The organism is Kribbella jejuensis (assembly GCF_006715085.1).
Lineage (GTDB): Bacteria > Actinomycetota > Actinomycetes > Propionibacteriales > Kribbellaceae > Kribbella > Kribbella jejuensis.
Genome location: NZ_VFMM01000001.1, coordinates 1,155,928 through 1,181,905, shown reverse-complemented (window position 1 = coordinate 1,181,905; position 25,978 = coordinate 1,155,928). Strand labels below are relative to the sequence as shown.

Below are 25,978 nucleotides of genomic sequence, written 5' to 3'. Positions count from 1 at the left end.
ATGAGGGGGCAGCTTGCGCCGGCCTCGGGCCGGCAGAGTTGGTGGATCGTCGCGTCGCAACGCTGGTCGCCGTACCTCGATCCGGTGCTCGGCGCCGGCTGCGCGGCGGCAGCGCTCGCCTCGCTGCTGAACAACGACCCGGCGTCGATCGACCCTCAGCTGGAGAGCCCGGACGTGCTCTCGGTCGTGGCCACCGCGGCCGCGGCCGGAGCACTCGCGTGGCGCCGCCGCCGGCCGTTGACGTCGTACGCCGTGATGGTGATCGGCAGCCTGGTCGTCAGCCTGTCGGGGCACTACATCGGCTTGTTGTCCGTGCTGCTGCTGTTCAGTCTCTACTCACTCGCCGCACACGGCCGCCGCCCCGAGGGGCTCGCGGGGTTGGGCGTCGGGGTGGCGTGCTTCGTGGGCCTGGCGCTGCTCGACGTACCGGATCTGGGGATGTCCGACCTGCTGCAGGCCGTCGCGCTCCTGGTGGCTGCGTGGGCGGTCGGTGATGCGATCCGTTCCCGGCGCCGGCAGCAGCGGGATCAGGTACAGGCCGCGATCACTGAGGAGCGGCTGCGGATCGCCCGCGAACTGCACGACGTGGTCGCGCACAGCATGTCGCTGATCGCCGTTCAGGCCGGGGTCGGCGCCCATTTGATCCGCGTCGACGCGGACGCGGCTGAGCGCTCGCTCGAAGTCATCGCCGACACCAGTCGCCGGGCGCTCGAGCAGACCCGCTCGATGCTGGGCATGTTGCGGTCGGAGAACGAGGACGGGACGCGGCCGCCGACCCGCGGGATCGACGACCTCGCCGAACTGGTCGCGGACCTCCGTGGCGCGGGACTCGACGTCACGCTGACACTTCCGAGTACGGCGCCGGAGCTCGACGCCGCGATCTCGCTGACGGCGTACCGGATCGTGCAGGAATCGCTGACCAACATCGTCAAGCACTCCGCCGCCACGACCGCGACCGTGACGGTCACCTTGGTCGGTGCCTCGATCGGTCTCGAGGTCGTCGACCCGGGACCGGCGCGGTCCTCCGGAACCGGGTCCGGCCATGGGCTGATCGGACTCGAGGAGCGGGCCCGTCTGGTCGGCGGCCGGGTGGAGTACGGCGTCCATGGCAACGGTTTCCGGGTACACGCCACGCTTCCGGTCGGAGTCCGGCGGTGATCCGGGTCGCGGTCGTCGACGACCAGGACCTGGTGCGGGCGGGATTCGTGCTGCTGCTCCGCTCGGCCGATGAGATCGACGTGGTCGGCGAGGCGCGGGACGGACTGGAGGCGATCGTGCTGTGCCGGCGTACCGCGCCCGATGTCGTCCTGATGGACGTCCGGATGCCGCACCTCGACGGGCTGTCCGCGACCCGCACGATCCTGGCCGACCCGGCCTGCCGGGAGACGCGGGTGGTCGTGCTGACGACCTTCGACGAGGACGAACTCGTACTGGAGGCGCTACGTTCGGGCGCCAGCGGGTTCCTGCTCAAGGAGACGCGTCCGGCCCAGTTGCTCGAGGCGATCGAGGTGGTGTCGGCGGGCGAGGCGCTGCTGCATCCGCGGATCACCCGACGATTGATCGAACGGTTCGCCGCGCTGCCCGGCGCGCGGGCGGTCACCGCCGACGACGGTCTGACCGATCGTGAACGTGACGTGCTGCGGGCGGTGGCTCAAGGGTTGTCGAACCAGGAGATCGCGCAGCGGCTGCATCTCGGGTACGGCACTGTCAAGTCGCACGTGAGTCATCTGCTCACCAAGCTGGAGTGCCGGGACCGGGCCCAGTTGGTGATGTATGCCTACGAGTCCGGGTACGCGGTTCCGGGGCGGTCTTGATTTCGATACCCCCTAGGGGTATGTTCTCGGGCATGGATGAGCACGAGCAGCATCAGCACGGTGGTCATGACGGGCATGGTGGACATGGTGGGCATGGGGATCATGCGGCGCAGTTCAAGGATCGGTTCTGGATCAGCTTGGGGCTGGCGGTGCCGGTGGTGTTCTTCAGTCACATGTTCGCGGACCTGCTCGGCTACATGCCGCCGGAGTTCCCGGGGTCGGGGCTGATCGCGCCGGTGCTCGGCACGGTGATCTTCCTGTACGGTGGGCGGCCGTTCCTGACCGGCGGGTGGAGCGAGCTGAAGTCTCGGCAGCCCGGGATGATGCTGTTGATCTCGATGGCGATCACGGTGGCGTTCGTCGCGTCCTGGGTGACCACGCTGAAGCTCGGCGGGTTCGATCTGGACTTCTGGTGGGAGCTCGCGCTGCTGATCGTGATCATGCTGCTCGGGCACTGGCTGGAGATGCGGGCGCTCGGCGCCGCGTCCGGTGCGCTGGACGCACTGGCCGCGTTGCTGCCCGACTCGGCCGAGAAGGTGACCGAGGACGGTGTGGTCGAGGTCGCGCTGCACGAGTTGCAGGCCGGTGACGTCGTACTCGTACGGTCCGGCGGGCGGGTCCCGGCCGACGGTACGGTGGTCGACGGGCAGGCCGAGGTGGACGAGTCGATGATCACCGGCGAATCGCGCCCGGTCTCGCGTGGCGCCGGCGACCAGGTCGTCGCCGGGACCGTTGCCACCGACAACGCTCTGCGGGTCGAGATCACCGCGGTCGGCGACGACACCGCGCTGGCCGGGATTCAGCAGCTGGTCGCCGAGGCGCAGGCGTCCTCGTCCCGGGCGCAGGCGCTGGCCGACCGCGCGGCGGCGTTCCTGTTCTACTTCGCCTCGATCTCGGGGTTGATCACGTTCGTGGTGTGGGCGTTGCTGGGCAAGCTGGACGAGGCTGTCACCCGGACCGTGACGGTGCTGGTGATCGCCTGCCCGCACGCCCTCGGGCTGGCCATCCCGCTGGTGATCGCGATCTCCACGGAGCGGGCCGCGAAGACCGGAGTACTGGTGAAGAACCGGTTGGCGCTGGAGCGGATGCGGACTGTCGACGCGGTGCTGTTCGACAAGACCGGCACGCTGACCAAGGGCGAGCCTGCGGTCACCGGCGTTGCTGCCGTCGGGTCGGTCTCCAGGGACGAGCTGCTGGCGCTGGCCGCCGCGGTCGAGGCGGACAGCGAGCATCCGTTGGCGAAGGCAATCGTCCGGGCGCACGCTGCCGGTGCGGACAATGGGGCCGAGGATGCCTGGCGCGGAGCTGGCGCGGAGCCTGGCGTGCGCGCCGCCGGCGCGCTGCACCTCCGCACCGCGCACGTCCGCACCGCGGACGTCCGCACCGTGGACGGCGGCGCCGGCGCGTCCGATGAAGTTGCCGGAGGCAACGGGCGGTTGGTGGCCACCGAGTTCCGGTCGTTGACCGGGCGTGGGGTGCAGGCGGTTGTCGACGGATCCGAGGTCGCGGTCGGCGGGCCGGCGTACCTGCGGGAGAACGGCTTCGCCGAACCGGACGCACTCGAGGCCGAGGTCGCCGAGTGGAAGGCTCGTGGTGCCGCGGTGCTGCATGTGGTTCGGGACGGGGAGGTGCTGGGGGCGATCGCGCTCGAGGACGAGGTACGCGAGGAGTCCCGGCAGGCCGTCGCGGCGTTGCACCAGCGGGGCGTGAAGGTCGCGATGATCACCGGTGACGCGCATCAGGTCGCGGACGCGGTGGCGCGCGAGCTCGGGATCGACGAGGTGTTCGCGGAGGTGCTGCCGCAGGACAAGGACGCGAAGGTCGCGGAGCTGCAGGCGCGTGGGCTGAAGGTCGCGATGGTCGGCGACGGCGTGAACGACGCGCCCGCGCTGGCCCGGGCCGAGGTCGGTATCGCGATCGGTGCCGGTACGGACGTCGCGATCGAGTCCGCCGGGGTGGTGCTGGCCGCGGACGACCCGCGGGCGGTGCTGTCGGTGATCGATCTGTCGAAGGCGAGCTACCGCAAGATGTGGCAGAACCTCGTCTGGGCGACCGGTTACAACGTCATCACGGTCCCGCTGGCCGCCGGCGTACTGGCCTTCGCCGGGGTCGTGGTCTCGCCGGCCGCGGGCGCGCTGTTGATGTCGATCTCGACGATCGTGGTCGCCCTCAACGCCCAGCTGCTGCGCAGCCTCGACCTCTCACCGACCCGCCTCGCCGCGTAGCCCGCTCAGCGTCACCGCCACCAGGCGCCGTACCGCCGCTTTCGACGGTGCGGCGCCTGCGGCGTTGAGGGCGTGCACGGCGTACGCGGCAAGCTCCTTCTTCGGTACGTCGCTCCGCACGTCGCCGAGCCGCTCCGCGACGAAGTCGATCAGCTGGTCGCGGGCGTGGTCGACGTGCTGCTGCCGGTGGATCGACGGAGCTGTCGTCGATGGATGCTCGTGCCGGATGAAGGCGTACGCCTCCAACACGTCGTCGATCCGGTGGGTGCGTTGCCAGACGTCCTCGAGCTGCTGGAGATGTACGCCGACCTGGCGCCGATGCCACGCGGACAACACCGCGTCGACGTCCCCGAAGTACTTGTACAACGTGGCCCGCCCAACCCCCGCACGCTGCGCCACCTCCGCCATGGTCACCCCCGTCACGCCGCGCTCCGCCACCAACGCGGCGGCCGCGTCGAGGATCGCTTCGTGGACCGCGGACCGATGCGAGGCGATCGTGTGCTCCCACAACTTAGGCATAGCTGGATTCTATGCCTATGATCGAGACACAGTGTCTCGAAAAAGGAGTCCGTCGTGCCAGCTCTCGAAGCGCACGTGGAAACCCCGCGCGCCGACCGCTACCGCAGCCAACTGACCAGCCACCTGTCCCACGGCCCGGGCGGCCTCCAGGTGGTGTCCGAGTCCGCCGACGAACTGGTGGTCGATCTCGGCACCGCAACCTGGACGATCCGATCCACCCCCGACCACCTGATCCTCCACCTCGAAGCCGACGACCCGGGTGCCCTCGAACAACAGAGCACCCGGGTAGCCCACCGGGTAGAACAACTCGGCCGCCGAGACAGCCTCGCGGTGGTGTGGGCTGCGGTGGGATAGCCGGGGTTTCCGGAAAGAAACCGGGGCCCAGCGACGACTTCTTTCCGGAAAGATGACCGGTCAGGCCGCGGGCAGCCGGCCGAGCAGGCGTTGCATCGTGGCGATCTCGGTTGTCTGCGCCGCCTGGATCTTCTTGGCCAGGGCGATGACCGCCGCGGCCTTGCCGGTTGCCTGCTCGGTCTTGGCCATCATCACCGCGCCTTGGTGGTGCTTGATCATCATCGTGACCCACATGCGGTCGTACATGCTGCCGCTGGCCCTGGCCAGGTCGTCCATCTCCTGCGGGCTCATCATGCCGGTCATCGCATGACCGGCATGTTCACCGGGAGTCGGGACCGTCTTACCCCAGCCGGTCAGCCACCCGGACATCAACCTGATCTCCGGGTCCTGCGCCGCCTTGATTGCGGTCGCCAGCTTCCTGACCCACAGCCGGCGGCGGCGACCAGCAGAAGTAGTACAGCGGTAGTGCGGTAGACGTGCGTCATCCAATTCCTTGGGTTGTGTGTGAGGTACGGCGGAACAAGGCGCACGTCGGCCTATATCCGCAGTACTCCCAAGGAAGACAGCACCACCCGCGGCGGCGACCGCTCTTCTAGTGCCCGTGTCAGCTGGTAGATCGGAACACCAACGGCACGCCACACCAGCAGGCTGCGCAAACCGAGCAGCAGCGCCAGCAGCAGTACGAGCCCGGTCAGCACCCCCATACAGGCGCCGCCCATGTCCTGCATCCCATCCGCGGGCATCACATGGACCTCGACCGGATGCTCCATCACGACCATCGGCGTACCAGGCACGGCCATTGCCGCTTAGTGGTGGGACGTGAGGCCGTGCATCGCGAACACTCCGGCGACCACAGTGAGTACGCCGAGTAGGCGAGGCAGTCGCGCTCCGCAGTTGTGTATGCGTCCGGGGATCGCGACAACAGTACAGAGCTGGGCGAGATGCACAGTCGGCAGGCGGCGGGTGTGCACACTGGACGGTGAGGTGGGCCGTCGGCAGTCGTACGTTCGGTGAAATCCCAGAGCTGGAGGTCCCGATGGCCGGTTCTTCTGTAGGTGCTGACGACTACGCACTCGCCCGCGTCCCCGAACATGCGCGGTACTCCTGGTGGTCCGTCGCGACGCAGCGGTTCGGGCAGATCTCGGCGCTCAGCCAGTTCCTGCTCGGTGCGACGCTCGGGTTCGGGATGAGCTTCTGGCATGCGTTCTGGGCGCTCACGCTGGGCGCGGTGATCCTCGAACTGGTCGCGATCCTGATCGGCGTGATCGGCGCCCGCGAAGGGCTGCAGACGTCGGTGATCGCCCGCTGGACCGGGTTCGGCCAGGCCGGGTCCTCGCTGATCGGGCTGGCGATCGGGATCAGCCTGATCGGGTGGTTCGGCATTCAGTCCGCGGTCTCGGCGGCCGGCCTCAGCCAGTTGATCGGCGTCCTCCCGACGTGGGGCTGGTCGCTCGTCTTCGGTCTGGCCGTCACGCTCGTCGTACTGCGCGGCTTCCACTCGATGGCGTGGGTCGCGTACGTGACCGTCCCGGCGTTCCTGCTGCTGGTCGGCTGGTCGATCATCAGCGAACTGTCCGACCACAGCCTCGGTTCGCTGGTCAGCTCGGCGCCGCCGGGTCCGCACCTCAGCATGCTCGCCGGTACGACGCTCGTCGCCGGCGGCTTCATCGTCGGCGCGGTGATCACCCCGGACATGACCCGCTACAACCGTAGCGTCGGTGACGTCGTCAAACAGACCGTCCTCGGGATCACGCTCGGCGAGTACGTGATCGGACTGGTCGGCGTACTGCTCGCGCATGCCGTTGGCTCGGCCAACGTCATCACGATCGTCACCTCGTCGGTCGGCTGGGTCGGCACCCTGGTGATCATTCTCGGCACGATCAAGATCAACGACTGGAACCTCTACAGCTCCGGCCTCGGTGTGGTGAACTTCATCGGTACGGTCTTCGGCCGGCGGGTCAATCGGGCGGCGGTGACGCTGGTGGTGGGCGTCCTCGGCAGCGTGCTCGCGGCCGGCGGGATCCTGGACAAGTTCACCCAGTTCCTGATCGTGCTCGGCGTCGCGTTCCCGCCGATCGCCGGCATCATGGTCGCGGAGTACTTCGTGGTGAAGCGCTGGCGCCCCGACCTGGACGCCTCCCGCGCCGGCGGCACGCTGCCCGCGACGGCGCCGACCTGGGTACCGGCGACGATCGTGATCTGGGTCGGCGCCGCCCTGATCGGCAAGTACGTCGCCTGGGGCCTGCCGAGCATCAACTCCCTGGTCGTCGGCTTCCTGGCGTACGTCGTCGCAGGGAGACTCGGCCTGATCCGCGGCATCGGCACCAGCCACACGATGGAAGCCGAAACCACCCCCGACGTGAACGCCCTACCTGCGACCAACTGAAGGGAAAACCCCGAATGCGTATAGGTATCGATGTCGGTGGCACCAACACCGACGCCGTGCTGCTGGACGGCGAGGGTGCCGACGTCAATGTGCTGGCGGCGAACAAGTCCGCGACCAGTGCGGACGTGACGGCCGGCATCATCGACACCCTGGACCGGCTGCAGGCGGAGCGATCCTTCGACCCGGCCCAGGTGCAGGCCGTGATGATCGGCACCACGCACTTCATCAACGCTCTGATCGAGGCCCGGCGGCTCGCCCCGACCGCCGCGCTGCGGCTCGGTCTCCCGGCGACGGCCTCGCTGCCGCCGCTGGTGGACTGGCCGGAGCGGCTCGTCGAGGCGATCAACGGGCGGAGCTACCTGGCGCACGGCGGGCATGAGTTCGACGGCCGGCACATCGCCGAGCTGGACGAGGACGAGCTCCGCCGGCACGCCGCCGACATGGTGCGGCACGGCGTACGGTCGGTGGCGATCTCGTCGGTGTTCTCGCCGGTCAGCAACGAGTTCGAGCTGCGTGCGGCGGAGATCCTGCGCGATGAGCTCGGTGACGACGTGGCGATCTCGCTGTCCCACGAGATCGGCCGGATCGGTCTGCTCGAGCGCGAGAACGCGACCATCATCAACGCCGCGCTGCGCGAACTCGCGGCGTCGATCGTCGACGGGCTTGCCGGCGCGGTTGCGGGTCATGGCATCTCCGCGCCGCTCTACTTGAGCCAGAACGACGGCACGCTGATGGACGTCGACTTCGCCCGCCGGTACCCGGTCGCCACGTTCGCGTCCGGTCCGACCAACTCGATGCGCGGGGCGGCGCTGCTGTCCGGCCTCGACACCTGCGCGGTGGTCGACGTCGGCGGTACCACGAGCGACGTCGGCGTGCTCACCCACGGCTTCCCGCGGGAGGCGACGACCGAGGTCGACGTGGCCGGTGTCCGGACGAACTTCCGGATGCCCGACGTCCTCAGCATCGGCATCGGCGGCGGCAGTCTGGTTGCCTCGGACAACGCCCAGGTGACGGTCGGGCCGCGCTCGGTCGGGTACCGGTTGACCGAGGAGGCGCTGGTCTTCGGCGGCCGGACGTTGACCGCGACCGACATCGCGGTCGCCGCCGGCCGGGCCGACGTGGGGTCCGCGGACGCCGTCGCCGATCTCGATCCCACGCTGGTGAAGGCCGCGCTCGCCCGGGTAGCCGCTGACATCGCGGACGCGGTCGAGCGGATGCGTACGTCGCCGGACCCGCTGCCGGTGGTGGCGGTCGGCGGCGGGTCGATCCTGCTGCCGGACGACCTGCCCGGCAGTCTCGCCGTGCACCGGCCGGAGAACTTCGCGGTCGCGAACGCGATCGGCGCGGCGATCGCCCAGGTCGGCGGCGAGGTCGACCGGGTGTACGCGATCGACCCGGGCCGCCGGGACGCGGTGGTCGACGAGGCGCGCCAGGAGGCCGTCGACCGCGCGGTCGCCGCCGGCGCCGACCCGGCCGCGGTCCGGATCGTCGACTTCGACGAGGTCCCGATCCCGTACCTGCCCGGCAATGCCACCCGCATCCGCTGCAAGGCGGTCGGCGACCTGCGGCTGGGGGAGACCCGATGAAACTCAGGGCTGAGGATCTGGGTGCGCTGGCGCGTGGGGCTGCGGTGCTGGGGACTGGCGGGGGCGGTGATCCGCATATCGGGCGGTTGTTGGCGCAGGAGGCGTTGAAGGAGCACGGCGCGGTCGAGATCGTTGCCGTCGGCGACCTTCCGGACGACGCCTGCGTACTGCCGGTCGCGATGATGGGCGCACCAACGGTGATGGTGGAGAAGTTGCCGTCGGCCGACCAGATCTCGGTCGCGGTGCAGACGCTGGCGAAGTACGTCGGGAAGACGCCGACCCACCTGGCCTGTATCGAGGCCGGTGGTGTGAACTCGACCGTACCGGTGATCGCCGCCGCACAACTCGGGCTGCCCCTGGTGGACGGCGACGGGATGGGCCGGGCGTTCCCCGAGTTGCAGATGGTGCTGCCGACACTCGCCGGGATCGAGGCGACGCCGATGTCGATCGTCGACGAGAAGGGCAACCGCGGCGTCTTCGACACGGTCACCAACGCGTGGGCCGAACGCCTGGCCCGCTCCGCGACGGTCGACATGGGCTGTTCCGCGATCGTCTCGCTCTACGCGATGACCGGCGCCGAGGTCCGCGAGTCGTTCGTCGCCGGCACGCTCAGCAAGTGCGTCACGATCGGCCGGGCGATCGAGAAGGCCCAGCGTGCGCACACCGATCCGGTCGCGGCCGTGGTGGACGAACTCGGCGGGCGGCTGCTGCACGTCGGCAAGGTGGTCGACGTACAACGCCGTACGACGACCGGCTTCGCCCGCGGTGACGCCGCCGTCGACGGGCTGGACGCGTCGCACGGGCGGTTGATGGTGCTGCGCTTCCAGAACGAGCACCTCGTCGCGGAGCTCGACGGTACGGCGGTTGCCACCACACCGGACCTGATCATCGTGCTCGACACCGAGTCCGGCGAACCGATCACCACCGAGGCCCTGCGGTACGGCCATCGAGTCAGCGTGCTCGCCGCACCCGCCGACGAACGCTGGCACTCACCGGAAGGCATCGAGCTGGTCGGCCCCCGGTACTTCGGCTACGACCTCGACCCGATCCGCGCGCTGGAGACGGTATGAGTTGGCAGCTCGGAATCGAGCACCTGAGGGATCTCGCCCGCGGTGCGGCGATCCTCGGCACCGGCGGTGGTGGCGACCCGTTGATCGGGCGGCTGCTCGTCGAACAGGCGATCCGCGAGCACGGGCCGGTGACCGTAGTCGATCCGGACGAGCTCGCGGACGACGCGTTCGTGATCCCGACCGCGCAGATGGGCGCGCCGACCGTGATCGTGGAGAAGATCCCGCGCGGCAGCGAACCCGTCGGAGCGCTGCGGGCGCTGGAGAAACACCTCGGCCGGCACGCCGACGCGACCATGCCGATCGAATGCGGCGGCATCAACTCGATGATCCCGCTGCTCGTTGCCGCGCGCACCGGTCTGCCGGTGGTCGACGCGGACGGGATGGGCCGGGCGTTCCCCGAACTGCAGATGGAGACGTTCTCGGTGTACGGCGTACCGGGGTCGCCGATGGCGATCGCGGGCGAGCACGACGAGACCGTGGTGATCGACACCGGTACGGACAACAAGCAGATGGAGTGGCTGGCGCGCGGGATCACGATCCGGCTGGGCGGGGTCGCGCACATCGCGGAGTACTCGATGACGGGCGCGGAGGTGAAGCGGACCGCCGTACCGCGGACGCTGTCGCTCGGGCTGTCGATCGGACGGGCCGTCCGCGAGGCGCGGGCCGTGCACGCGGATCCGGTCGAGGCGATCAGGGACGCGTTGGCGCCGACGCTGTACAGCCACCTGCGGGTGCTGTTCCGCGGGAAGGTCGTCGACGTGGAACGCCGTACCCTCGAGGGCTTCGCGCGCGGGCGGGCGCGGTTCACGTCGTACGACGGGACGTCCGAGCTGGAGCTGCGCTTCCAGAACGAGAACCTGGTCGCGGAGGTCGACGGCGAGGTGGTGTGCACGGTGCCGGACCTGATCTGCGTACTGGAGGGCGATACCGCGGAGCCGATCACCACCGAGGGCCTGCGCTACGGCCAACGCGTCACGGTCGTGGGTATCTCGACCCCGGCCCTGATGCGAACGCCCGAGGCGCTGGCCGTCTTCGGCCCGTCCTGCTTCGGGCTGGACGTCGAGTTCAACCCGGTCGAGGACCGGGCCGAGACGCCCGCCGGCGTCGCAACCTCCCTCGCCCCCTGACCCTCGGCCCGCCGTGCTGACCCCTCCGCGGCGGGCCGGGGTTCCACCCGGACTTCCAGCACTCACTAACCTCGAGGCGCGGCCCCGAGCCACGCTCAGGGGAAGCGCGGCGTGGCTGGTTCGGTGCAGTTGATGAGTGGTGGAGGTCCGCGGTGGGAGGATCGAGCCATGAGCACGGTGGTCCGGGAGCGGGATCTGGGGGCGCTAGTCACAGGGGTCACGTTGCTCGGCTCCGGTGGCGGGGGCGATACGGGCGCGTTCGGGCGGATGTTGCGGCGGCGGCTCGGGGCGGGGGAGTTGGTACTGCGGGATGCATCGGACCTGCCCGGTGTGTCGGTGAGCCCGATCGGGGTCGTTGGCGCGACCAGCGTGTTGATGGAGAAGCTTCCGAGCGGCGGTGAGTTCGAGGCGGCGGTACGGGCGGTCAGCCGGTGGACCGGTACAGAGGTGACCGGGCTGATGTCGCTCGAGGCCGGCGGGCTGAACGGGCTGACGCCGTTGATCGCTGCGCTCGATCTCGGGTTGCCGGTGGTCGACGCGGATCTGATGGGACGGGCGTTGCCGCGCCTGGACCAGTTCTCGTGGGCAGTGGCCGGCCGGTCGCTCACGCCGTGTGCGCTGAGCGAGCCGAGCGGGCAGGTGATCGTGGTCGACAACGTCGATGCCGGTGGGTTGGAGCGTGCCGTTCGGAGTTTCGTGGCGCACACCGGCGGGTGGGCGGTGCTCGCGTTGGCGCCGACTCCGGTTGAGGCTGCGGCGGTCGACGCTGTCGAGGGGAGCCTTACGCGAGCGCTCGGGCTTGGTCGGGCACATGCAGCGTTGGAGCCTGGTGCCGGACCTTCTGAGGTTGCTGACGGGTTGGGCGGGCGGTTACTGGGGAGCGGGCGGGTGGAGGAGGTCGCCCGGCACGTGATCGCGGACGGCGGTGCGGCGTTCGGTCGCGGGAGCCTGTGCGTGGTCGACTCCGCCGACCGAACAGTCATCCGCATCGAGACCGAGAACGAGTACTTGCTGGCGCTCGTCGACGGTGCGCCCGCGGTCAGCACACCTGACCTCCTCTGTGTGTTGGATCGCCGTACTCTTCAGCCCATCGCGGTGGACGCCATTCGCACCGGCGACGAGGTAGTAGTCGTAGCCCTCCCGGCCCCCACCTGGTGGAACCACCCGGACCGCCTCCACCACGTTTCCCCAGAAGCCTTCGGCCTCTCCTGCAATCCTCAACTCCTGGAGGCCTCGTGACCACCCTGGGCGCCATGCTCACGTCCCCCGGCTGGCGAGACGTGGTGGTGCTGGCCGGACCAGCGCAGCACCCTGCTGGGATCACCGGTTCGTTCGTGGTGTTGGGGGTGGGGGCTCAGCCTGAGGGGTTGGCAGGGCGGGTGTTGGTGGTCTTGGTGGTCGAGGACCATCGGGACTGGCGAGTGGATGCGCTGATCAGTCGGGCGGCGGCTGCGGGCGCGGGGGCTTTGCTGTTGGCGGGGACTGAGCCGTTGGGGCGTGGGGCCGAGCTGCTGGCGGAGCGGTTGCAGTTGCCCGTACTGGGGTGCCCGGATCCGCTGGCTGCGCACGAGTATCTGCGGCGCGTGACGGCCGAGCCCGAGGTACTACGGTCGGACCTGGTGCTGCGAGCCGTGGCTGCGCTCAGGCGGGCCGGTGGTGATTTGCCGTCGGTACTACGGACAACGTCCGCCGTACTGGATCGTCCGGTGACGCTGGCGGGTGCTGACGGTGGCACGCTGGCGGGTGATCCGCTGGAGCCGGAGGACCGGGCGGCGTTGGTGGCTGCGGTGCCGCAGGTGCCTGTGGCGTGGGCGGCGCCGTACCGGGTGGATCTTGCGAGCGGGGCTGTGCTGCTGGCGGTTGCGGTCCTCAGCGTGGGACCTGTCTGCTGGCTGGTGGCGCGGTTGCCCGATGTGGTTCCGGCTGAGGTGGCCGCCGTACCCGAGGTGCTGACCGTCGTCGCACCGGCTGTGGGAGAGCGGTTGGCGCTCCGCAGGCTCGAGCTGGAGCGGGACGCGCGGCAGCGTACGTCGCTCCTCGGGGAGCTGTTGCACGGCGAGCCGTCCGAGGCGGCCAGGAGACGGGCCGTGGACCTCGGCTGGCAGCTCGACGGCTGGCATACCGGGATCCGGATCGGTGCGGACGGGCAGGTGGACGTCGCGGGCCGGCGTACCGACGTGGTGGAGGCGTTCGACGCGGAGGGTCTGCGGGCGGTCGTGGTCGAGCAGGGCGATGGGTGGTCGGCGTGGATCACCGCGGTACGCGAGCCGACCGCGACCGAAGTACAGCAACAAGCAGCCGCGATCCGCCGGGTGCAGCGTCGTCTCGTGACGGTGGACACGTATGTCGGTGTAGGTCGGGTCCAGCCCGGACCGAGCGGCATCGCCACCACCCTCGCAGAAGCAGGCGACGCCGCCGGCCTGGCGCGGGGTCGTGCCGAGACAGGCCGTTTCCTCCATGTGGACCGCCTGGGGCTGGCGCAACTGCTGCTCGCGTGGACCCGCACCGACACGTTCCAGCCGGCCGCCCGGGCGCTCCTGGCCCCCATCAAGGACCAACCGGGCGACCTGGTCACCACCCTGGCCGTCTACCTGGACACAGAGTCGTCCTTGGCCGAAACAGCCGCAGTACTAGGCATCCACCGCAACACAGCATCAGCCCGCATAGCCAAGATCCAGCACCTCCTCGGCGTAGATCTCACAAACCCAGACGAACGCCTAGCCCTCCACCTGGCCTCCCGCACAACCTCTACGGAGTAGGTGCGTCGTCCCTTAGTAGGCCGGCTGACTTGAGGTCGGACCAGACCGCGGGGGGGACTTCGGTTCGGGAGAGGGTGGCGTTGGTGTGGACCTCGTCGGCAGTGCGGCAGCCGACGGCGATGCCCGCGACTGCTGGGTGGGCCAGGGGGAAGGCCAGGGCGGCGGCGGGGAGGGTGGTGTTGTGGGACTCGCAGATGTCGGCGATCTTGTTGGCCTTGTCGACGAGGGGTTGCGCGGCCGGCTCGTAGTTGAAGGTGGCGCCGGCGGCCGGGCGGGGCTGGGAGAGGAGGCCGGAGTTGAAGATGCCGACGGCAACTACCTGGACGTCGTTCTGCAGGCAGGCGGGCAGTACGTCGTCCAGCGCATCAGGATCGATCAGCGAGTACCGCCCGGCCAGCATGATCACGTCGATGTCGATCTCCTGGACGAACCGGGTCAGCATCGCCGTCTGGTTCATACCGGAGCCGATCGCCCCGATCACGCCCTGGTCGCGGAGCTCGATCAGCGTCGGGAACGCGGTCGCGACCGCCTCCTCGTAGTGGTCGTCCGGATCGTGCACGTACACGACGTCCAGCCGGTCCGTCCCGATCCGCCGCAGCGAGTCCTCGATGCTCTGCAGTACGCCGTCCCGCGAGAAGTCCCAGCGCCGCCGCCGCGTCGTACTGACCTCGAAACCCTCGTCGTCGACAGCAGCATCGGACGCCTCGTAGATGATGCGTCCGACCTTGCTCGAGAGCACGTACTCGTCCCGCGGCTTGCCGCGCAACCCGAGCCCGAGCCGCTCCTCCGCGAGACCGAGCCCGTAGTGCGGCGCGGTGTCGAAGTACCGCCAGCCCTCGTCCCAGGCGGCGTTCACGGTCGCGATCGCGTCGCCCTCGTGCACCTCGCCGAGCAGGTTGCCCAGCGGCGCACCGCCGAGGCCGACCCGCTGACCTTCCGGAAAGAGTTTCACGATTTCACCGCCGGCAGCCGCAGGTTCTGCATCCCGCCGTCGACCGCGAGCGCCGTCCCGGTCGTCGAACCCGACAGCGGGCTCGCCAGGTACGCGATCGCCGCGGCGACCTCGTCCGCCGACACCAGCCGGCCCATCGGCTGCCGGGCCTCGAGCGCGGCCCGTTCCGCCGCCGGATCGGCCGCCACGTCGAGCAGGCGGCCGACCCACGGCGTGTCCGCCGTACCGGGGTTGACGCAGTTCACCCGGATCCCTTCGCGTACGTGATCCGCGGCCATCGCCATCGTCAGCGCGAGCACCGCGCCCTTGCTGGCCGAGTACACCGCACGGTTCGGCAGGCCCGCGGTGGCGGCGATCGAGCAGGTGTTGACGATCGCGGCCGCGGCCGACTTCCGCAGGTACGGCAGCGCGGCCCGGGTCACCCGCGCGACGCCGACCACGTTCACGTCCAGCACCCGGTGCCATTCGTCGTCGTCGTTCGCGCTGACGTCACCCTGCGCCCCGATGCCGGCGTTGTTCACCAGGATGTCGATCCCGCCGAGCTGCAGCGCGGCCGCGGCGACCGCGGCCTTGATCGAGGCGTCGTCGGTGACGTCGGCGGCGATCCCGGTCAGCGGCTCGTCGACCTCGGGCTTCAGGTCGAACACGACCACCTGGGCACCGCGGGACGCCAGCTGCCGGGCCGCGGCCAGCCCGATCCCGGACGCACCGCCGGTGACAACAGCCCGCAGGCCGTCGAAATCGTTCACGAGTTCTCCTTGAGGTCGGTCCAGATCTTGCCACCCGGGTACCGGAAATCGGTCAGCGTCTCGGCATCCAGCTCCGCGCCGAACCCGGGCCGTACCGGTGCCACGTAGTGCCCGTCCCGGATCGTCACCGGATCCAGGAAGTGCTCGTGCAGGTGGTCCACGAACTCGATCACCCGGTCGTCCATCGATCCACTGACCGCAACGTAGTCGAACATCGACAGGTGCTGGACCAGCTCACACAGTCCTACCCCACCCGCGTGTGGGCACACCGGTACGCCGAACTTGGCCGCCAGCAGCAGGTTCGCGATGTTCTCGTTGACACCCGCCACCCGGGCGGAGTCGATCTGCAGGAAGGACAGCGCCTGCGCCTGCAGCAGCTGCTTGAACACGACCCGGTTCTGTACGTGTTCACCGGTCGCGACCCGGATCGGCGCGATCGCCCGGGCGATCGCGGCGTGCCCGAGGATGTCGTCCGGGCTGGTCGGTTCCTCGACCCACCAGACGTCGTACGGCGCCAGCGCCTCGATCCAGCGGATCGCCTCCGGGACGTCCCAGCGCTGGTTGGCGTCGATCGCGATCCGGATGTCCGGGCCGACCGCCTCACGGGCCAGCCGCATCCGGCGGATGTCGTCGTCGAGGTTCGCGCCGACCTTCAGCTTGATCTGGGTGAACCCGTCCGCGACCGCCTCGCGGCAGAGCCGGACCAGTTTCGCGTCGTCGTACCCGAGCCAGCCCGGGGTCGTGGTGTACGCCGGATACCCGCGCTCGCGCAGTATCGCCTCGCGTTCGGCGCGCCCGGCCTCCGCCTTGCGCAGGATGTCCAGCGCCTCGTCCGGGGTCAGCGCGTCGGTCAGGTACCGGAAGTCGACGAGGTCGACGATCTGCTCCGGGGTCAGGTCCGAGAGCAGCTTCCACAGCGGTACGCCGGCCCGCTTGGCGGCCAGGTCCCACACCGCGTTCACGACCGCGCCGATCGCCATGTGCATGACCCCCTTCTCGGGACCGAGCCAGCGCAGCTGCGAGTCGTGCACGAGCGACTTCCAGAACCCGCCGAGGTCACCGAGGGTGGCGTCCAGGTCGAGGCCGAGCACGTGGTGCCGCAGCGCCTCGATCGCGGTCGTCTCGACGTCGTTGCCGCGGCCGATCGTGAACGCGAACCCGTGCCCCTCCAGCCCGTCACCGGCGTCGGTGCGCAGGATGACGTACGCCGCGGAGTAGTCCGGGTCGGTGTTCATCGCATCGGAGCCGTCCAGGTGCAACGACGTGGGGAAGCGGACGTCGTACGTCTCGAACTCGGTGAAGCGTGCCATGCGGGAGCCGTTCTGCAGCGGTGGGCGGGATGTTGGACGAGATCCTATAGGATATGGGGTGATTTGGGCAGTCGGCGGCGGCGTCCCGCGTCACCGGGCGTTCCGGCGTACGCTGAAGTTGCCGGGCGGTTGCGCGATCGTCGGTCTGGGGCGGCGCAGGTGTCGCGTGCGCGGATCGAGGTGGGGGAGTGGCCGATGCGGAGCGGGTGCCGTTCACCGATGCGCTGAGCTCGGTGCACTCGCTGCTGATGTCCGGGCCCGATCTGGAGGAGTTGCTGGCCAAGGTCGCGGACGTCGCCGCGAAGATCGTCGAACCGCCGGCCTCCTGCGGGATCACCACCCGGTACGACGGCCAGCTGGTGACGCTGGTGGCCAGCGACGCGCGGGCGGCCGTGATCGACGAGCAGCAGTACAGCCTCGGCGAAGGGCCCTGTCTGGAGGCCCTCGCCACCGGAGCCGTGGTCGACGTCCCGGACCAGGCGCGGGACGAGCGGTGGGACTCGTACGCCGCGGCGGCACGGAAGCTCGGCGTGAAGGCGTCATTGGCCTTCCCGCTGGTGGTCGACGGCCGGACGATCGGCGTGCTGAACCTGTACGGCTACGACCGGCCGGACACGTTCAGCGAGGCCGATCGCGAGCGGGCGGCCGCCTACGCCGAGCAGGCGGCGACGACGCTCGCGCTGGCCGCCCGCACAGTGCAGCAGTCCGAACTGGGTGCCCAGCTCGAACAGGCGCTGGCATCGCGATCGGTCATCGACCAAGCGCTGGGCGTGTTGATGAGTCAGCAGCGCTGTGACGCGCGGACGGCCTTCGAGCTGCTGCGCCGGCATTCGCAGAACAACAACCGCAAGCTACGGGATGTAGCCGCGGACCTGATCGCACGCCTGACCGGACGCCCCCCTGTTGACAGCCGGTCCTTCGAAACTGGTCCGCAGCACCCTCCCGACGGTAGTGACGCCAGGGCGTGACCCTCCCCGTGCACGCCCCGGCGTCAGCTCGTGTACCACCGTCGGTGACCCGTCGTGCCCCGGCTGTGACCCGGCCCGCCGTTCTGGCCGCACACAACCGAGCGCCGACGTACCCGTTACTGATCCCGGCCGGTGGGGCCGCGCGACAACCGCCCGGCCGGGATGGCAATACTTGTTGCCGGGCGCAACCATTCGACGCCCGCGACGGAGCGATCTGGATGAGATGAGTTCGGGAGGGTCATCTGATCACTTGGATCGCCACACAGCGTGCCGGCGCGAAATCCTGCGCCACAGGCTGTTCTCCCAACCTGGAGCCAAGATAAGCAGGAATGCGTGCCGGAGACAAGTACCCGTCTCAGCCCGAGGGCCTGGGCCACGTAGAGTCGGAGCCGTGGCAGACGACGGAATTCTCCGCCTCGGCAAGCGGTCGTTCGGTGCCGGCGAGTTCGCGCTGATGGCGATCATCAACCGGACGCCGGACTCGTTCTTCGACCGCGGCGCGACCTACGCGACCGACGCGGCGTACGCGGCGATCGACAAGGCGGCCGGCGAAGGGGCCGACCTGGTCGACATCGGCGGCGTCAAGGCCGGGTACGGCGAACCCGTCAGCGAGACCGAGGAACTCCGCCGGACCGTGGACTTCGTCGCCGGGATCCGCGCCCGGCATCCGGAGCTGGTGATCAGCGTCGACACCTACCGCAGCGGCGTCGCGCGCCGGGTCGCCGAGGCCGGCGCGGATCTGATCAACGACACCTGGGCCGGCGCGGATCCCGACCTGGTGAACGCGGCCGCCGAATTCGGTACCGGACTGGTCTGCAGCCACGTCGGCGGCCTCTCGCCGCGCACCGATCCACACCGGATGGCCTACGACGACGTGGTCGCGGACGTGATCCGTACGACGACCGCGCTCGCGGACCGCGCGGTCGCGGCCGGTGTCCGGCGGGATGGGATCCTGATCGACCCGACGCACGACTTCGGCAAGAACACGCTGCAGTCGCTCGAGCTGACCCGCCGCCTCGACGAACTCGCCGGCACCGGCTGGCCAGTCCTGGTGGCCGTGTCGAACAAGGATTTCATTGGCGAGACCCTCGAACTGCCGCCGGGTCAGCGCGGCAACGGGACGCTCGCCGCGCTGACTGTCTCTGCCTGGTTGGGCGCCCGCGTTGTCCGGGTACACGACGTACCGGCGGCCCGGCAGGCGCTCGATTTCGTTGCCGTACTGCGTGGCGCCGCGCAACCTGCCGGAACCCGAAGGAGCCTTGCCTGATGCAACAACTCGACGAGCTGTCCGACGACGAACTGATCGCGCTGTACGAGGTCCCGGACCGGTCCGTGCCGCACCTGCGGGCGAACTTCGTCACCAGCCTGGACGGCGCGGTCGAGATCGACGGGCTGTCGAAGGCGCTGACCAGCGACTCGGACAGCCGGGTGTTCAGCATGATCCGGCGGCTCGCGGACGTCGTGCTGGTCGGGGCCGGGACGATCCGCGAGGAGGGGTACAACCCGCTGAAGCTGTCCGGGGCGGCTCGCTCGTGGCGGCTCGGGGCGGGGCTCGCGGAGAACCCGACGCTGGCGATCGTGTCGTCGCGGCTCGAGCTGAGCCCGGTGAACCCGGTGTTCAAGTCCGCCGTACGGCCGATCCTGGTGACGCACGCCGCGTCGCCGCCCGATCGCCGCGAGGCGCTCGCGGAGGTCGCCGAGGTGCTGGTGGTGGGGGACGCGGAGGTCGATCTACAGGCGGCCGTCGACGAGTTCAGCGCGCGCGGGATGACGCAGGTGCTCTCCGAGGGCGGACCGCATCTGCTCGGTTCACTGACCGCTGCCGACCTCGTGGACGAGCTGTCCCTCACCCTCGCGCCGCTCCTGGCCGGGCCCGGCGCCGGGCGGATCACCGCCGGTGTGCCGTCCACCATCACCCGCCAACTCCAGCTCAAGTCGACGCTGGCCGCGTCGGACGACTACCTGTTCTTCCGCTACGTCCGAGAGGCCTGACCGTGCCCGTCACCGCCGCCGCGGTCTGCCCCCACCCACCCCTCCTCGTCCCCGAAGTAGCCACCGGCGCCGCCCCCGACCTGGCCGACCTCCGAACCGCCTGCCTGACCGCGATCAACCACCTGGCCGAAACAACCCACATCCTCGTCGTCGGCTCTGGAGCTGAAGGCACCTACGACGCCTCGGCCGGTGGCGGTTTTGGGGCTTATGGCGCACCGCAGGTGCGGATCGGGGTGGGGCCTGCGGTGCTTCCGTTGTCTTTGGCGGTTGGGGGTTGGTTGCTCGAGCAGACGAAGGCGGCTCGGCTGCCGCGGACGTACCGGGCGGTGGCGGTTGATGCGGCGCCGGCGGACTGCGTGCGGCTGGGACGGGAGATTGCCAGCAGCAACGAAAGGATCGGACTGCTGGTGATGGGTGACGGATCAGCCCGGCGCAGCGAGCACTCTCCAGTGCACCTGCACCCGCGCGCCGAGATCTTCGACACCACCGTCGCAAACGCCTTCCAGCACAAGGATCTCGACGTACTCCAAGCCCTCGACCCACAGCTGGCAACCGAACTCCAAGCCGCCGGCCGCGCCCCCTGGCAGGTCCTCGCGGGAGCCCTGGAGAACACCGCGCTGAACGGCGACCTCACCTACGAAGCAGCGCCGTACGGAGTCGGCTACTTCGTCGCGAGCTTCACATGACCGACGCAGGGTACCGGCGGTCGGCGAAGTCGCCGCGGGGTGAGGCCCGGCGGCGGGAACTGCTCGACAAGGTCGCCGACGACCTCGGGCAGAACGGGCTGGTCGACTTCTCGCTGCGGCGCGCGGCCCGGGCGGCCGGTACGACGCACAAGGTGCTGCTGTACCACTTCGACGGCCCGGAAGACCTGCTGACACAGGCGGTCCTGCAACTGCGCGACCGTCGCATCACCCGCGCCGTCACCGCCGCGGCCGAGCAGGGCGGCTCGCTGGCCGCGCGGGTTCGGTCGATGTGGCCGACGCTGATCGGCGAGGAGTCGTGGGTACTCGACCAGGCGATCGGCCTGGCCATGTACGACGCCGCGCGGTACGCCGATCTCGCGCGGTCGGCGTCGCGCCAGTACCTGCCGACGTTGCTCGCGATGTGCCCGGACGACTGGGACGAACAGCGCCGTACCGAGGTGGCAGAGCTGATCCTCGGCACGCTGCGCGGCTTCCTGATCGAGTGGCGGACCAGTGGCGACGCCGCCGGGATCGAGGCGGGGTTCGCGGCGCTGACCAGGGCGTTGGAGCGCGAGGAACAGACGTAGACAGTTTGCGAACCACGTGGTTCACTTCTGTCATGCGCGACAAGGTGTACTTCACGAGTTCCGGCGTTTCGTGCGCGGCCTGGCACTACCCGGGGACCAACGGTGGCTGCGTGGTGATGACCGGCGGCTTCGGAGTCACGAAGGAGCCGGGGACGGATCGGTTCGCGGAGCGGTTCGCCGCGGCCGGATTCAGCGTGCTGGCGTTCGACCACCGGCACTTCGGCGAGAGTGCCGGTGAGCCGCGGCAGGTCGCGCGGGTCCGTGACCAGCTGGACGACTGGCGGGCGGCGATCGCGTACGCGAAGACGCTGCCCGGTGTCGAGCGGGTCGCGATCTGGGCGTTCTCGCTGCCCGGCGGTTACATCGTCCAGCTCGCGTCCGAAGACCTCGGCCTCTCGGCGGCGATCGCCCAGTCGGCCAACGTCGACGGGCCTACTGTCACGCGCCACGCCTCGCGCTACCAGTCGTCCGGCATCGCCGTACGGCTGCTCGGCCGCTCACTGCTCGACGTCGTGGGCAGCTGGTTCAACCGTCCGCCGCGCCTGGTTGACCTGGCCGGCCCCACCGGCACGGTAGCGCTCCTCAACACCCCGGACGCCCAGCTCGGCAGCGACATCCTGAGCCCCGACAACCGCTACCCCGACTGGCAGCAGGCGATCGCCGCCCGCTCAGTCCTTCCCGCAGCGCTCTACCGTCCAGCCAAGTACGCCCCGGACGCCCGCTGCCCGATCCTGTACGTCGTCTGCCAGGACGACAAGTCAGCCCTGGTAGCCCCCACCCTGAAAGCGGCCGCCACCACCCCCAAGGCCGCGGTCCTCCAGGTCCCCGGCAACCACTACGCCCCCTTCACCAACGCCCACGAACAGGTGGTCGAAGCTGAGATCGGGTTCCTCCACGCCAACCTGGCCGCGGCGCCCGCAGGCACCGCCACCGGCTCCAACTGACCGCCCGCCGGCCGCGCTCCGCGCGGCCGGCGGGCGAGAAGCAGAGCAGGAGCCGCCCGGCCCACGGCACGGGGACCGGCGAGCAGCTCGTGCCGCGGAGCGGTAGGGCGGCTACGCGTGCTCGACTGGTACTGCCGGCCAGCGGTCTGCTGTCGCTGCGAGGGCTGCGTGGCCCGCCGCGGTTAGCTGGTCGACCAGTTCGGAGCGGGCTGCTTGTACTGCGGCTATTGCTTCGTCTGACGTGGTGTGTGGGCCGGACCAGTTGCACACCGCATCACCGGCGTACCAGCCGGGGCGTACATGTGCTGTTGCCAGGCGGGCGGCCGGGAGTGGTACGTCGGTCAGTTGTACGACGGCTTCGACGGCGACGACGTCTGCGGTCAGGTCGAGGAGCGGACGCAGTTCGACGGCGTCGGTGAGGACGAACTCGTAGCCGGCAGGCGCGCGTTCGGCCAGCCAGGCAAGGGCTTCCTGGGCGGTTTCGTGCAGGAGTTGCGCGTTCGCCGGGTCGGCGAGCGTGTGGACGCCGCACCGGCGGGTGTGGGTCGGACGGAGCTCGTTCTGCCACAGGCGGACCTGCAGTTCGTCCCGCCCGGACAGCCGCCGGCCCAGGATCCGCGCCAGCCCGACGACGTCGAAGTTCAGCTCATCGGTCGTCCGCCGCCGCCCGGGCACCGGCGTCTCACCCGGCCGCGTCCCCCGCGTCGTCCACGGACCGACGTGCCACCGCGTGAGAGCCGTCATGCGCCCGACCCTACCTGCGCGGGCTCAGGCGGGCTTGACGGGTGCGGGCACGCCGAAGGTCTTGGCCAGGTCGTTCAGGATCGACCACGCGCCCTGCAGACCGACCGCCGTCATCCAGGTGAGGTCCGGTACGTCGTGCACCTTCGCGGCGAGCGGCTTCCACAGCGGGTTCGCCTTGAACTGGGCGGCCGTCTTCGCGCTCAGCCCCTTCTCGTCGGCGTACGTCGTGACGAAGATCGCGTCGGCGTCGGCGTCCTTGATCCGCTCCGGGCTGATCTCCAGCGCGAACCCGTTGACGTCCTGGGACTTCGGCCGCTTCAGGCCGGCGTCCTTCAGCACGATCCCGGAGTAGCTGGCGTTCTGGTACAGCCGGGTCGGCCCGTCGACGAACCGGACCACCGAGATCGTCGGGTGGTTCGCCTTCGCGTTGATCGCGTCGCCGACGGTCTTCGCGGCCTGCTCGTACGCCGAGATCTCCTTCTCCGCGAGGTCCTCCTGGCCGAGCGCCTTGGCCTCCAGCCGAATGTTGTCCTTCCAGGTCGCGCCGGTCGTCTCGGACATGATCGTCGGCGCGATCGCGGACAGCTGGTCGTACAGCTTCTCGTGCCGGACCTTCGCGGTGATGATCAGGTCCGGGTTCAGCGCGGCGATCTTCTCCAGGTTCGGTTCGGCCAGCGTGCCGACCGACTCGGCCTCGGCGCCGTACGTCTTCCGCTCGTCGCCGAGGTAGTCCGGGAGCTGCCCGTTGATGGTCCGGTAGTCGGTGTACCCGACGACCTGCGTGTCCAGGGCCAGCGTCGCGTCCACGTAGCTGGTGTCGAGCGCGACCACCCGCTTCGGCTTGGTCTTGATCTCGGTCTTGCCCATCGCGTGCTCGACCGTCCGCGGGAAGCCCGCGCCCGCCGAGCCGGCGGCGGCCGGGTCGTCGTCGGCTCCGGACGAACCGCACGCCGTCAGGCTGACGGTAGCGATGCTGACGGTGCTGACGGTGATGGCGAACAGGGCGGCGATGCGGGGCAGGCGCACGGGTGTCTCCAGATCGGCACGAGTGGCAGGTTAAGGTGGCTCTCCACCTCGAAGTAAGGCAAACCTAACCTATGCCCCCGCCCTCAACACAACCCCCCGCGCCGCCGCCCCCAAACCCGGCAGCCGGACCGGCGAACCCGGCGCGTCCGCCCTCGCCCTCCCACCTGGTCACACGGCGCGCCGTGGTTCTGCTTGCTCTCGCCGTGGTGCTAATGCTGGCGTTCACCGCAAGCCTCGTACTGGGCTCGCGTTGGTTGGGCCCCGGTGCGTTGTGGCATGCGTTGGTCGCGAACAACGGTTCTGATGCCGGCGTGATTGTTCGTAGTCTGCGGTTGCCGCGGACTGTAGTCGCCGTGCTGATCGGGGGCTGTCTCGGCGTGGCCGGCACGTTGATGCAAGGGCATACCCGGAATGCGCTGGCTGAGCCGGGCATCTTCGGCGTGAGCTCAGGTGCCGCGTTCGCCGTGGTGCTCGGGCTGCAGTTGGGCCTGGTCGACTCCGTCTCGTCGACCGTATGGGTTGCGCTGATCGGAGCGCTCATCGCGACCTTCGCCGTCCAGCAGCTGGCCTCGCGCGGCAGCGGCGCGTCCCCGGTCGGGCTGGCGCTGACAGGTGCGGCCGTGGCGGCGATGCTCGGTGCGTTGACGTCCGCGATCGTCCTGCTCGACGCGAACACCCTGGACAGTTACCGCTTCTGGGCAGTCGGTTCGGTCGCGGGCCGCGGCCTGGACGTGGCCGGTCAGGTACTCCCGTTCGCCGTACTCGGCCTGCTGCTCGCCGCGGTCAACGCCCGAGACCTCGACCTGCTCGCCCTCGGCGACGACGTCGCGGCCGGCCTCGGGTTGTCGGTACGTCGGGCGCGCCTGGTCGGTCTGGGAGCGATCGGGCTGCTGACCGCCGCCGGTGTCGCGGCGTGTGGTCCGATCGGGTTCCTGGGCTTGCTGTCCGGGCACGTCGCGCGGCGGATCTTCGGCGCCCGCAACACCTGGCTGATCCCCGCGGCGGGCGTGATCGGCGCGACCGCGCTGGTACTCGCGGATCTCGTCGGCCGGCTCGTCGGCGGCGCCGGCGAAGTACAGGCCGGCGTGGTGCTCGGCATCGTCGGCGCCCCGCTCTTCGTCCTCGTCGTACGCCGCCGGGCGGTGGCCCTGTGAGATCGCGAACCGTTGCCCTCAGCATCCTGTTCGCCGCGCTGGCGATCGTCGTCGCCCTGGTGTCGTTGAGCGTCGGTACGACGAAACTCCCGGTCGCGGACGTGATCGAAGTACTGCTCGGCGGCGGCCGGCGTGGTACCCGGCTCGTCGTCCTCGAACTCCGCCTGCCGCGGGTGGCGACCGGTCTGCTGGTGGGGATCGCGTTCGCCGTCTCCGGCGCGTTGTTGCAGACGCTGTCACGCAACCCGCTGGCCAGTCCCGACATCGTCGGCGTCAACTCGGGCGCCTCCGCGGGCGCCGTCGCGGTGATCGTGCTCGCGGGCACCGGCGGCGGCAACATCTCCGGCTTCGCGGCGAAGGTCGGCATCCCACTGGCAGCAGTACTCGGCGGGTTGCTGGCGACGCTCGTCGTCGGCGCGCTGTCGGTCCAGCGTGGAGTCGTGGACGCTGGCAAGGTGGTGCTGATCGGAGTCGGGGTCGCTGCGGCGGCGAACTCGTTGGTCGCGTGGTTGCTCGTGATCGGTGACGTGAACGACGCGGGCCGCGCGGCCGCCTGGCTGGCCGGATCGCTCAACGCGCGGGCCTGGAGCGACGCGATCCCGGTACTGATCGCGGTCGTCCTGCTGTTGCCGGTGGCAATGATGTTCAACCGCGACCTGTCCGCGCTCGTCCTCGGTGACGACGTGGCGTCGTCGCTCGGCGTCCGGGTGGCGCGGATCAGGCTGGCACTGCTGGTGATCGCCACAGTGCTGGCCGCCATGGCAACAGCTGGCGCAGGGCCGATCGCCTTTGTCGCACTGGTGGCGCCCCAGGTCGCACAGCGGCTCACCCGGATGGAGCGGCCGCCCTTGCTGACCACTGCGCTGCTGGGCGCGCTCTTCGTGGTCCTGGCAGATCTGTTGGCGCGCAACGGGTTGCACTGGGCCCACGTCGGCCCGTACGAGTTGCCAGTCGGTGTGGTCACGGCTGCCTGCGGAGCGCCGTACCTGCTTCATCTCATCGGTCGTCAGCAGAAGGGACGCTGAA

General features: G+C 69.9%; 26 protein-coding genes. 18 read left to right on the top strand and 8 right to left on the bottom strand.

The genetic code is table 11. The features are described from left to right. Genes FB475_RS05700 through FB475_RS05690 form a run of 3 tightly spaced genes read left to right on the top strand, consistent with a single transcriptional unit; the run spans position 1 to position 4,039 of the window. On the top strand, positions 1-1,158 hold the full coding sequence (locus FB475_RS05700; RefSeq protein WP_141853190.1) for a sensor histidine kinase: 1,158 nt from the start codon (positions 1-3) through the stop codon (positions 1,156-1,158). After that, the gene (locus tag FB475_RS05695) at positions 1,155-1,814 is read left to right on the top strand and encodes a response regulator (protein WP_141853188.1); all 660 of its coding nucleotides are present in this window, start codon (positions 1,155-1,157) and stop codon (positions 1,812-1,814) included. The genes FB475_RS05700 and FB475_RS05695 overlap by 4 nt, the downstream gene beginning before the upstream one ends. Positions 1,815-1,846: 32 nt before the next feature. Beyond that, the gene (locus FB475_RS05690; RefSeq protein ID WP_337678197.1) at positions 1,847-4,039 is read left to right on the top strand and encodes a heavy metal translocating P-type ATPase; all 2,193 of its coding nucleotides are present in this window, start codon (positions 1,847-1,849) and stop codon (positions 4,037-4,039) included. Here the strand turns inward: FB475_RS05690 and FB475_RS05685 are convergent. Continuing rightward, positions 4,016-4,558, bottom strand: coding sequence for a TetR/AcrR family transcriptional regulator (locus tag FB475_RS05685; protein ID WP_141853185.1), 543 nt, complete (start codon positions 4,556-4,558; stop codon positions 4,016-4,018). The two genes, FB475_RS05690 and FB475_RS05685, sit on opposite strands and share 24 nt — an antisense overlap. Positions 4,559-4,612: 54 nt before the next feature. On the opposite strand from FB475_RS05685, the gene FB475_RS05680 reads away from it, so the two are divergent. Further along, positions 4,613-4,912: a DUF2218 domain-containing protein gene (locus FB475_RS05680; RefSeq protein ID WP_141853182.1), complete on the top strand. Its 300-nt coding sequence runs from the start codon at positions 4,613-4,615 to the stop codon at positions 4,910-4,912. Positions 4,913-4,972: 60 nt separating this feature from the next. On the opposite strand, the gene FB475_RS05675 is transcribed toward FB475_RS05680, so the two are convergent. Further along, positions 4,973-5,401: a DUF305 domain-containing protein gene (locus FB475_RS05675; RefSeq protein ID WP_238331982.1), complete on the bottom strand. Its 429-nt coding sequence runs from the start codon at positions 5,399-5,401 to the stop codon at positions 4,973-4,975. Positions 5,402-5,448: 47 nt separating this feature from the next. Then, complete coding sequence (locus FB475_RS05670) at positions 5,449-5,712, bottom strand: hypothetical protein (RefSeq protein WP_141853178.1); 264 nt, start codon at positions 5,710-5,712, stop codon at positions 5,449-5,451. Between the two features lie 236 nt (positions 5,713-5,948). Between FB475_RS05670 and FB475_RS05665 the strand changes: the two genes are divergently transcribed. From FB475_RS05665 to FB475_RS38045, 6 genes are all read left to right on the top strand, one after another. Beyond that, the gene (locus FB475_RS05665; protein ID WP_141853176.1) at positions 5,949-7,298 is read left to right on the top strand and encodes a purine-cytosine permease family protein; all 1,350 of its coding nucleotides are present in this window, start codon (positions 5,949-5,951) and stop codon (positions 7,296-7,298) included. Between the two features lie 14 nt (positions 7,299-7,312). Continuing rightward, entirely contained in the window at positions 7,313-8,884 is a 1,572-nt protein-coding gene (locus tag FB475_RS05660) for a hydantoinase/oxoprolinase N-terminal domain-containing protein (protein WP_141853174.1), read from the top strand. Continuing rightward, positions 8,881-9,954, top strand: coding sequence for a DUF917 domain-containing protein (locus FB475_RS05655; RefSeq protein WP_141853172.1), 1,074 nt, complete (start codon positions 8,881-8,883; stop codon positions 9,952-9,954). The genes FB475_RS05660 and FB475_RS05655 overlap by 4 nt, the downstream gene beginning before the upstream one ends. Next, positions 9,951-11,081 carry a DUF917 domain-containing protein gene (locus FB475_RS05650; protein WP_141853170.1) on the top strand — a complete coding sequence of 377 codons (1,131 nt, stop codon included), beginning with the start codon at positions 9,951-9,953 and terminating at the stop codon, positions 11,079-11,081. The genes FB475_RS05655 and FB475_RS05650 overlap by 4 nt, the downstream gene beginning before the upstream one ends. Before the next feature lie 168 nt (positions 11,082-11,249). Next, positions 11,250-12,320, top strand: coding sequence for a DUF917 domain-containing protein (locus tag FB475_RS05645; RefSeq protein WP_141853168.1), 1,071 nt, complete (start codon positions 11,250-11,252; stop codon positions 12,318-12,320). After that, the gene (locus FB475_RS38045) at positions 12,317-13,840 is read left to right on the top strand and encodes a PucR family transcriptional regulator (RefSeq protein ID WP_202878263.1); all 1,524 of its coding nucleotides are present in this window, start codon (positions 12,317-12,319) and stop codon (positions 13,838-13,840) included. Before FB475_RS05645 ends, FB475_RS38045 begins: the two co-directional genes overlap by 4 nt. Here FB475_RS38045 and FB475_RS05635 read toward each other — a convergent pair. From FB475_RS05635 to FB475_RS05625, 3 genes are read right to left on the bottom strand one after another with little or no spacing between them, the layout of a single operon-like run. Then, entirely contained in the window at positions 13,830-14,792 is a 963-nt protein-coding gene (locus FB475_RS05635) for an aldo/keto reductase (protein ID WP_141853166.1), read from the bottom strand. The genes FB475_RS38045 and FB475_RS05635 overlap by 11 nt on opposite strands. Next, positions 14,789-15,541, bottom strand: a complete 753-nt coding sequence (locus FB475_RS05630) for an SDR family NAD(P)-dependent oxidoreductase (protein WP_141853164.1) — start codon at positions 15,539-15,541, stop codon at positions 14,789-14,791. The genes FB475_RS05635 and FB475_RS05630 overlap by 4 nt, the downstream gene beginning before the upstream one ends. After that, positions 15,538-16,851, bottom strand: coding sequence for an L-fuconate dehydratase (locus FB475_RS05625; RefSeq protein WP_141853163.1), 1,314 nt, complete (start codon positions 16,849-16,851; stop codon positions 15,538-15,540). Before FB475_RS05625 ends, FB475_RS05630 begins: the two co-directional genes overlap by 4 nt. A gap of 188 nt (positions 16,852-17,039) precedes the next feature. Between FB475_RS05625 and FB475_RS05620 the strand changes: the two genes are divergently transcribed. From FB475_RS05620 to FB475_RS05595, 6 genes are all read left to right on the top strand, one after another. Then, positions 17,040-17,819, top strand: a complete 780-nt coding sequence (locus tag FB475_RS05620; protein WP_238331981.1) for a GAF and ANTAR domain-containing protein — start codon at positions 17,040-17,042, stop codon at positions 17,817-17,819. Positions 17,820-18,210: 391 nt separating this feature from the next. After that, on the top strand, positions 18,211-19,086 hold the full coding sequence (gene folP, locus FB475_RS05615; protein WP_185759088.1) for a dihydropteroate synthase: 876 nt from the start codon (positions 18,211-18,213) through the stop codon (positions 19,084-19,086). Then, complete coding sequence (locus FB475_RS05610; RefSeq protein ID WP_141853159.1) at positions 19,086-19,811, top strand: pyrimidine reductase family protein; 726 nt, start codon at positions 19,086-19,088, stop codon at positions 19,809-19,811. The genes folP and FB475_RS05610 overlap by 1 nt, the downstream gene beginning before the upstream one ends. 2 nt (positions 19,812-19,813) lie before the next feature. Further along, entirely contained in the window at positions 19,814-20,497 is a 684-nt protein-coding gene (locus tag FB475_RS05605) for a class III extradiol dioxygenase subunit B-like domain-containing protein (protein WP_141853157.1), read from the top strand. Further along, positions 20,494-21,084: a TetR/AcrR family transcriptional regulator gene (locus FB475_RS05600; protein WP_141853155.1), complete on the top strand. Its 591-nt coding sequence runs from the start codon at positions 20,494-20,496 to the stop codon at positions 21,082-21,084. The genes FB475_RS05605 and FB475_RS05600 overlap by 4 nt, the downstream gene beginning before the upstream one ends. Before the next feature lie 32 nt (positions 21,085-21,116). Next, entirely contained in the window at positions 21,117-22,028 is a 912-nt protein-coding gene (locus tag FB475_RS05595) for an alpha/beta hydrolase (protein WP_141853153.1), read from the top strand. Positions 22,029-22,139: 111 nt separating this feature from the next. Here FB475_RS05595 and FB475_RS05590 read toward each other — a convergent pair whose 3' ends face one another. Then, positions 22,140-22,772: a hypothetical protein gene (locus FB475_RS05590; RefSeq protein ID WP_141853151.1), complete on the bottom strand. Its 633-nt coding sequence runs from the start codon at positions 22,770-22,772 to the stop codon at positions 22,140-22,142. A 24-nt stretch (positions 22,773-22,796) separates the two neighbouring features. Next, a complete protein-coding gene (locus FB475_RS05585) occupies positions 22,797-23,798 on the bottom strand; it encodes an ABC transporter substrate-binding protein (protein WP_238331980.1) in 1,002 nt (333 codons plus the stop codon). A gap of 212 nt (positions 23,799-24,010) precedes the next feature. On the opposite strand from FB475_RS05585, the gene FB475_RS05580 reads away from it, so the two are divergent. Together FB475_RS05580 and FB475_RS05575 are read left to right on the top strand one after the other, a co-directional pair. Continuing rightward, positions 24,011-24,952: a FecCD family ABC transporter permease gene (locus FB475_RS05580; protein WP_202878396.1), complete on the top strand. Its 942-nt coding sequence runs from the start codon at positions 24,011-24,013 to the stop codon at positions 24,950-24,952. Next, entirely contained in the window at positions 24,949-25,977 is a 1,029-nt protein-coding gene (locus FB475_RS05575; RefSeq protein ID WP_141853147.1) for a FecCD family ABC transporter permease, read from the top strand. The genes FB475_RS05580 and FB475_RS05575 overlap by 4 nt, the downstream gene beginning before the upstream one ends. Position 25,978: the final 1 nt, after the last annotated feature.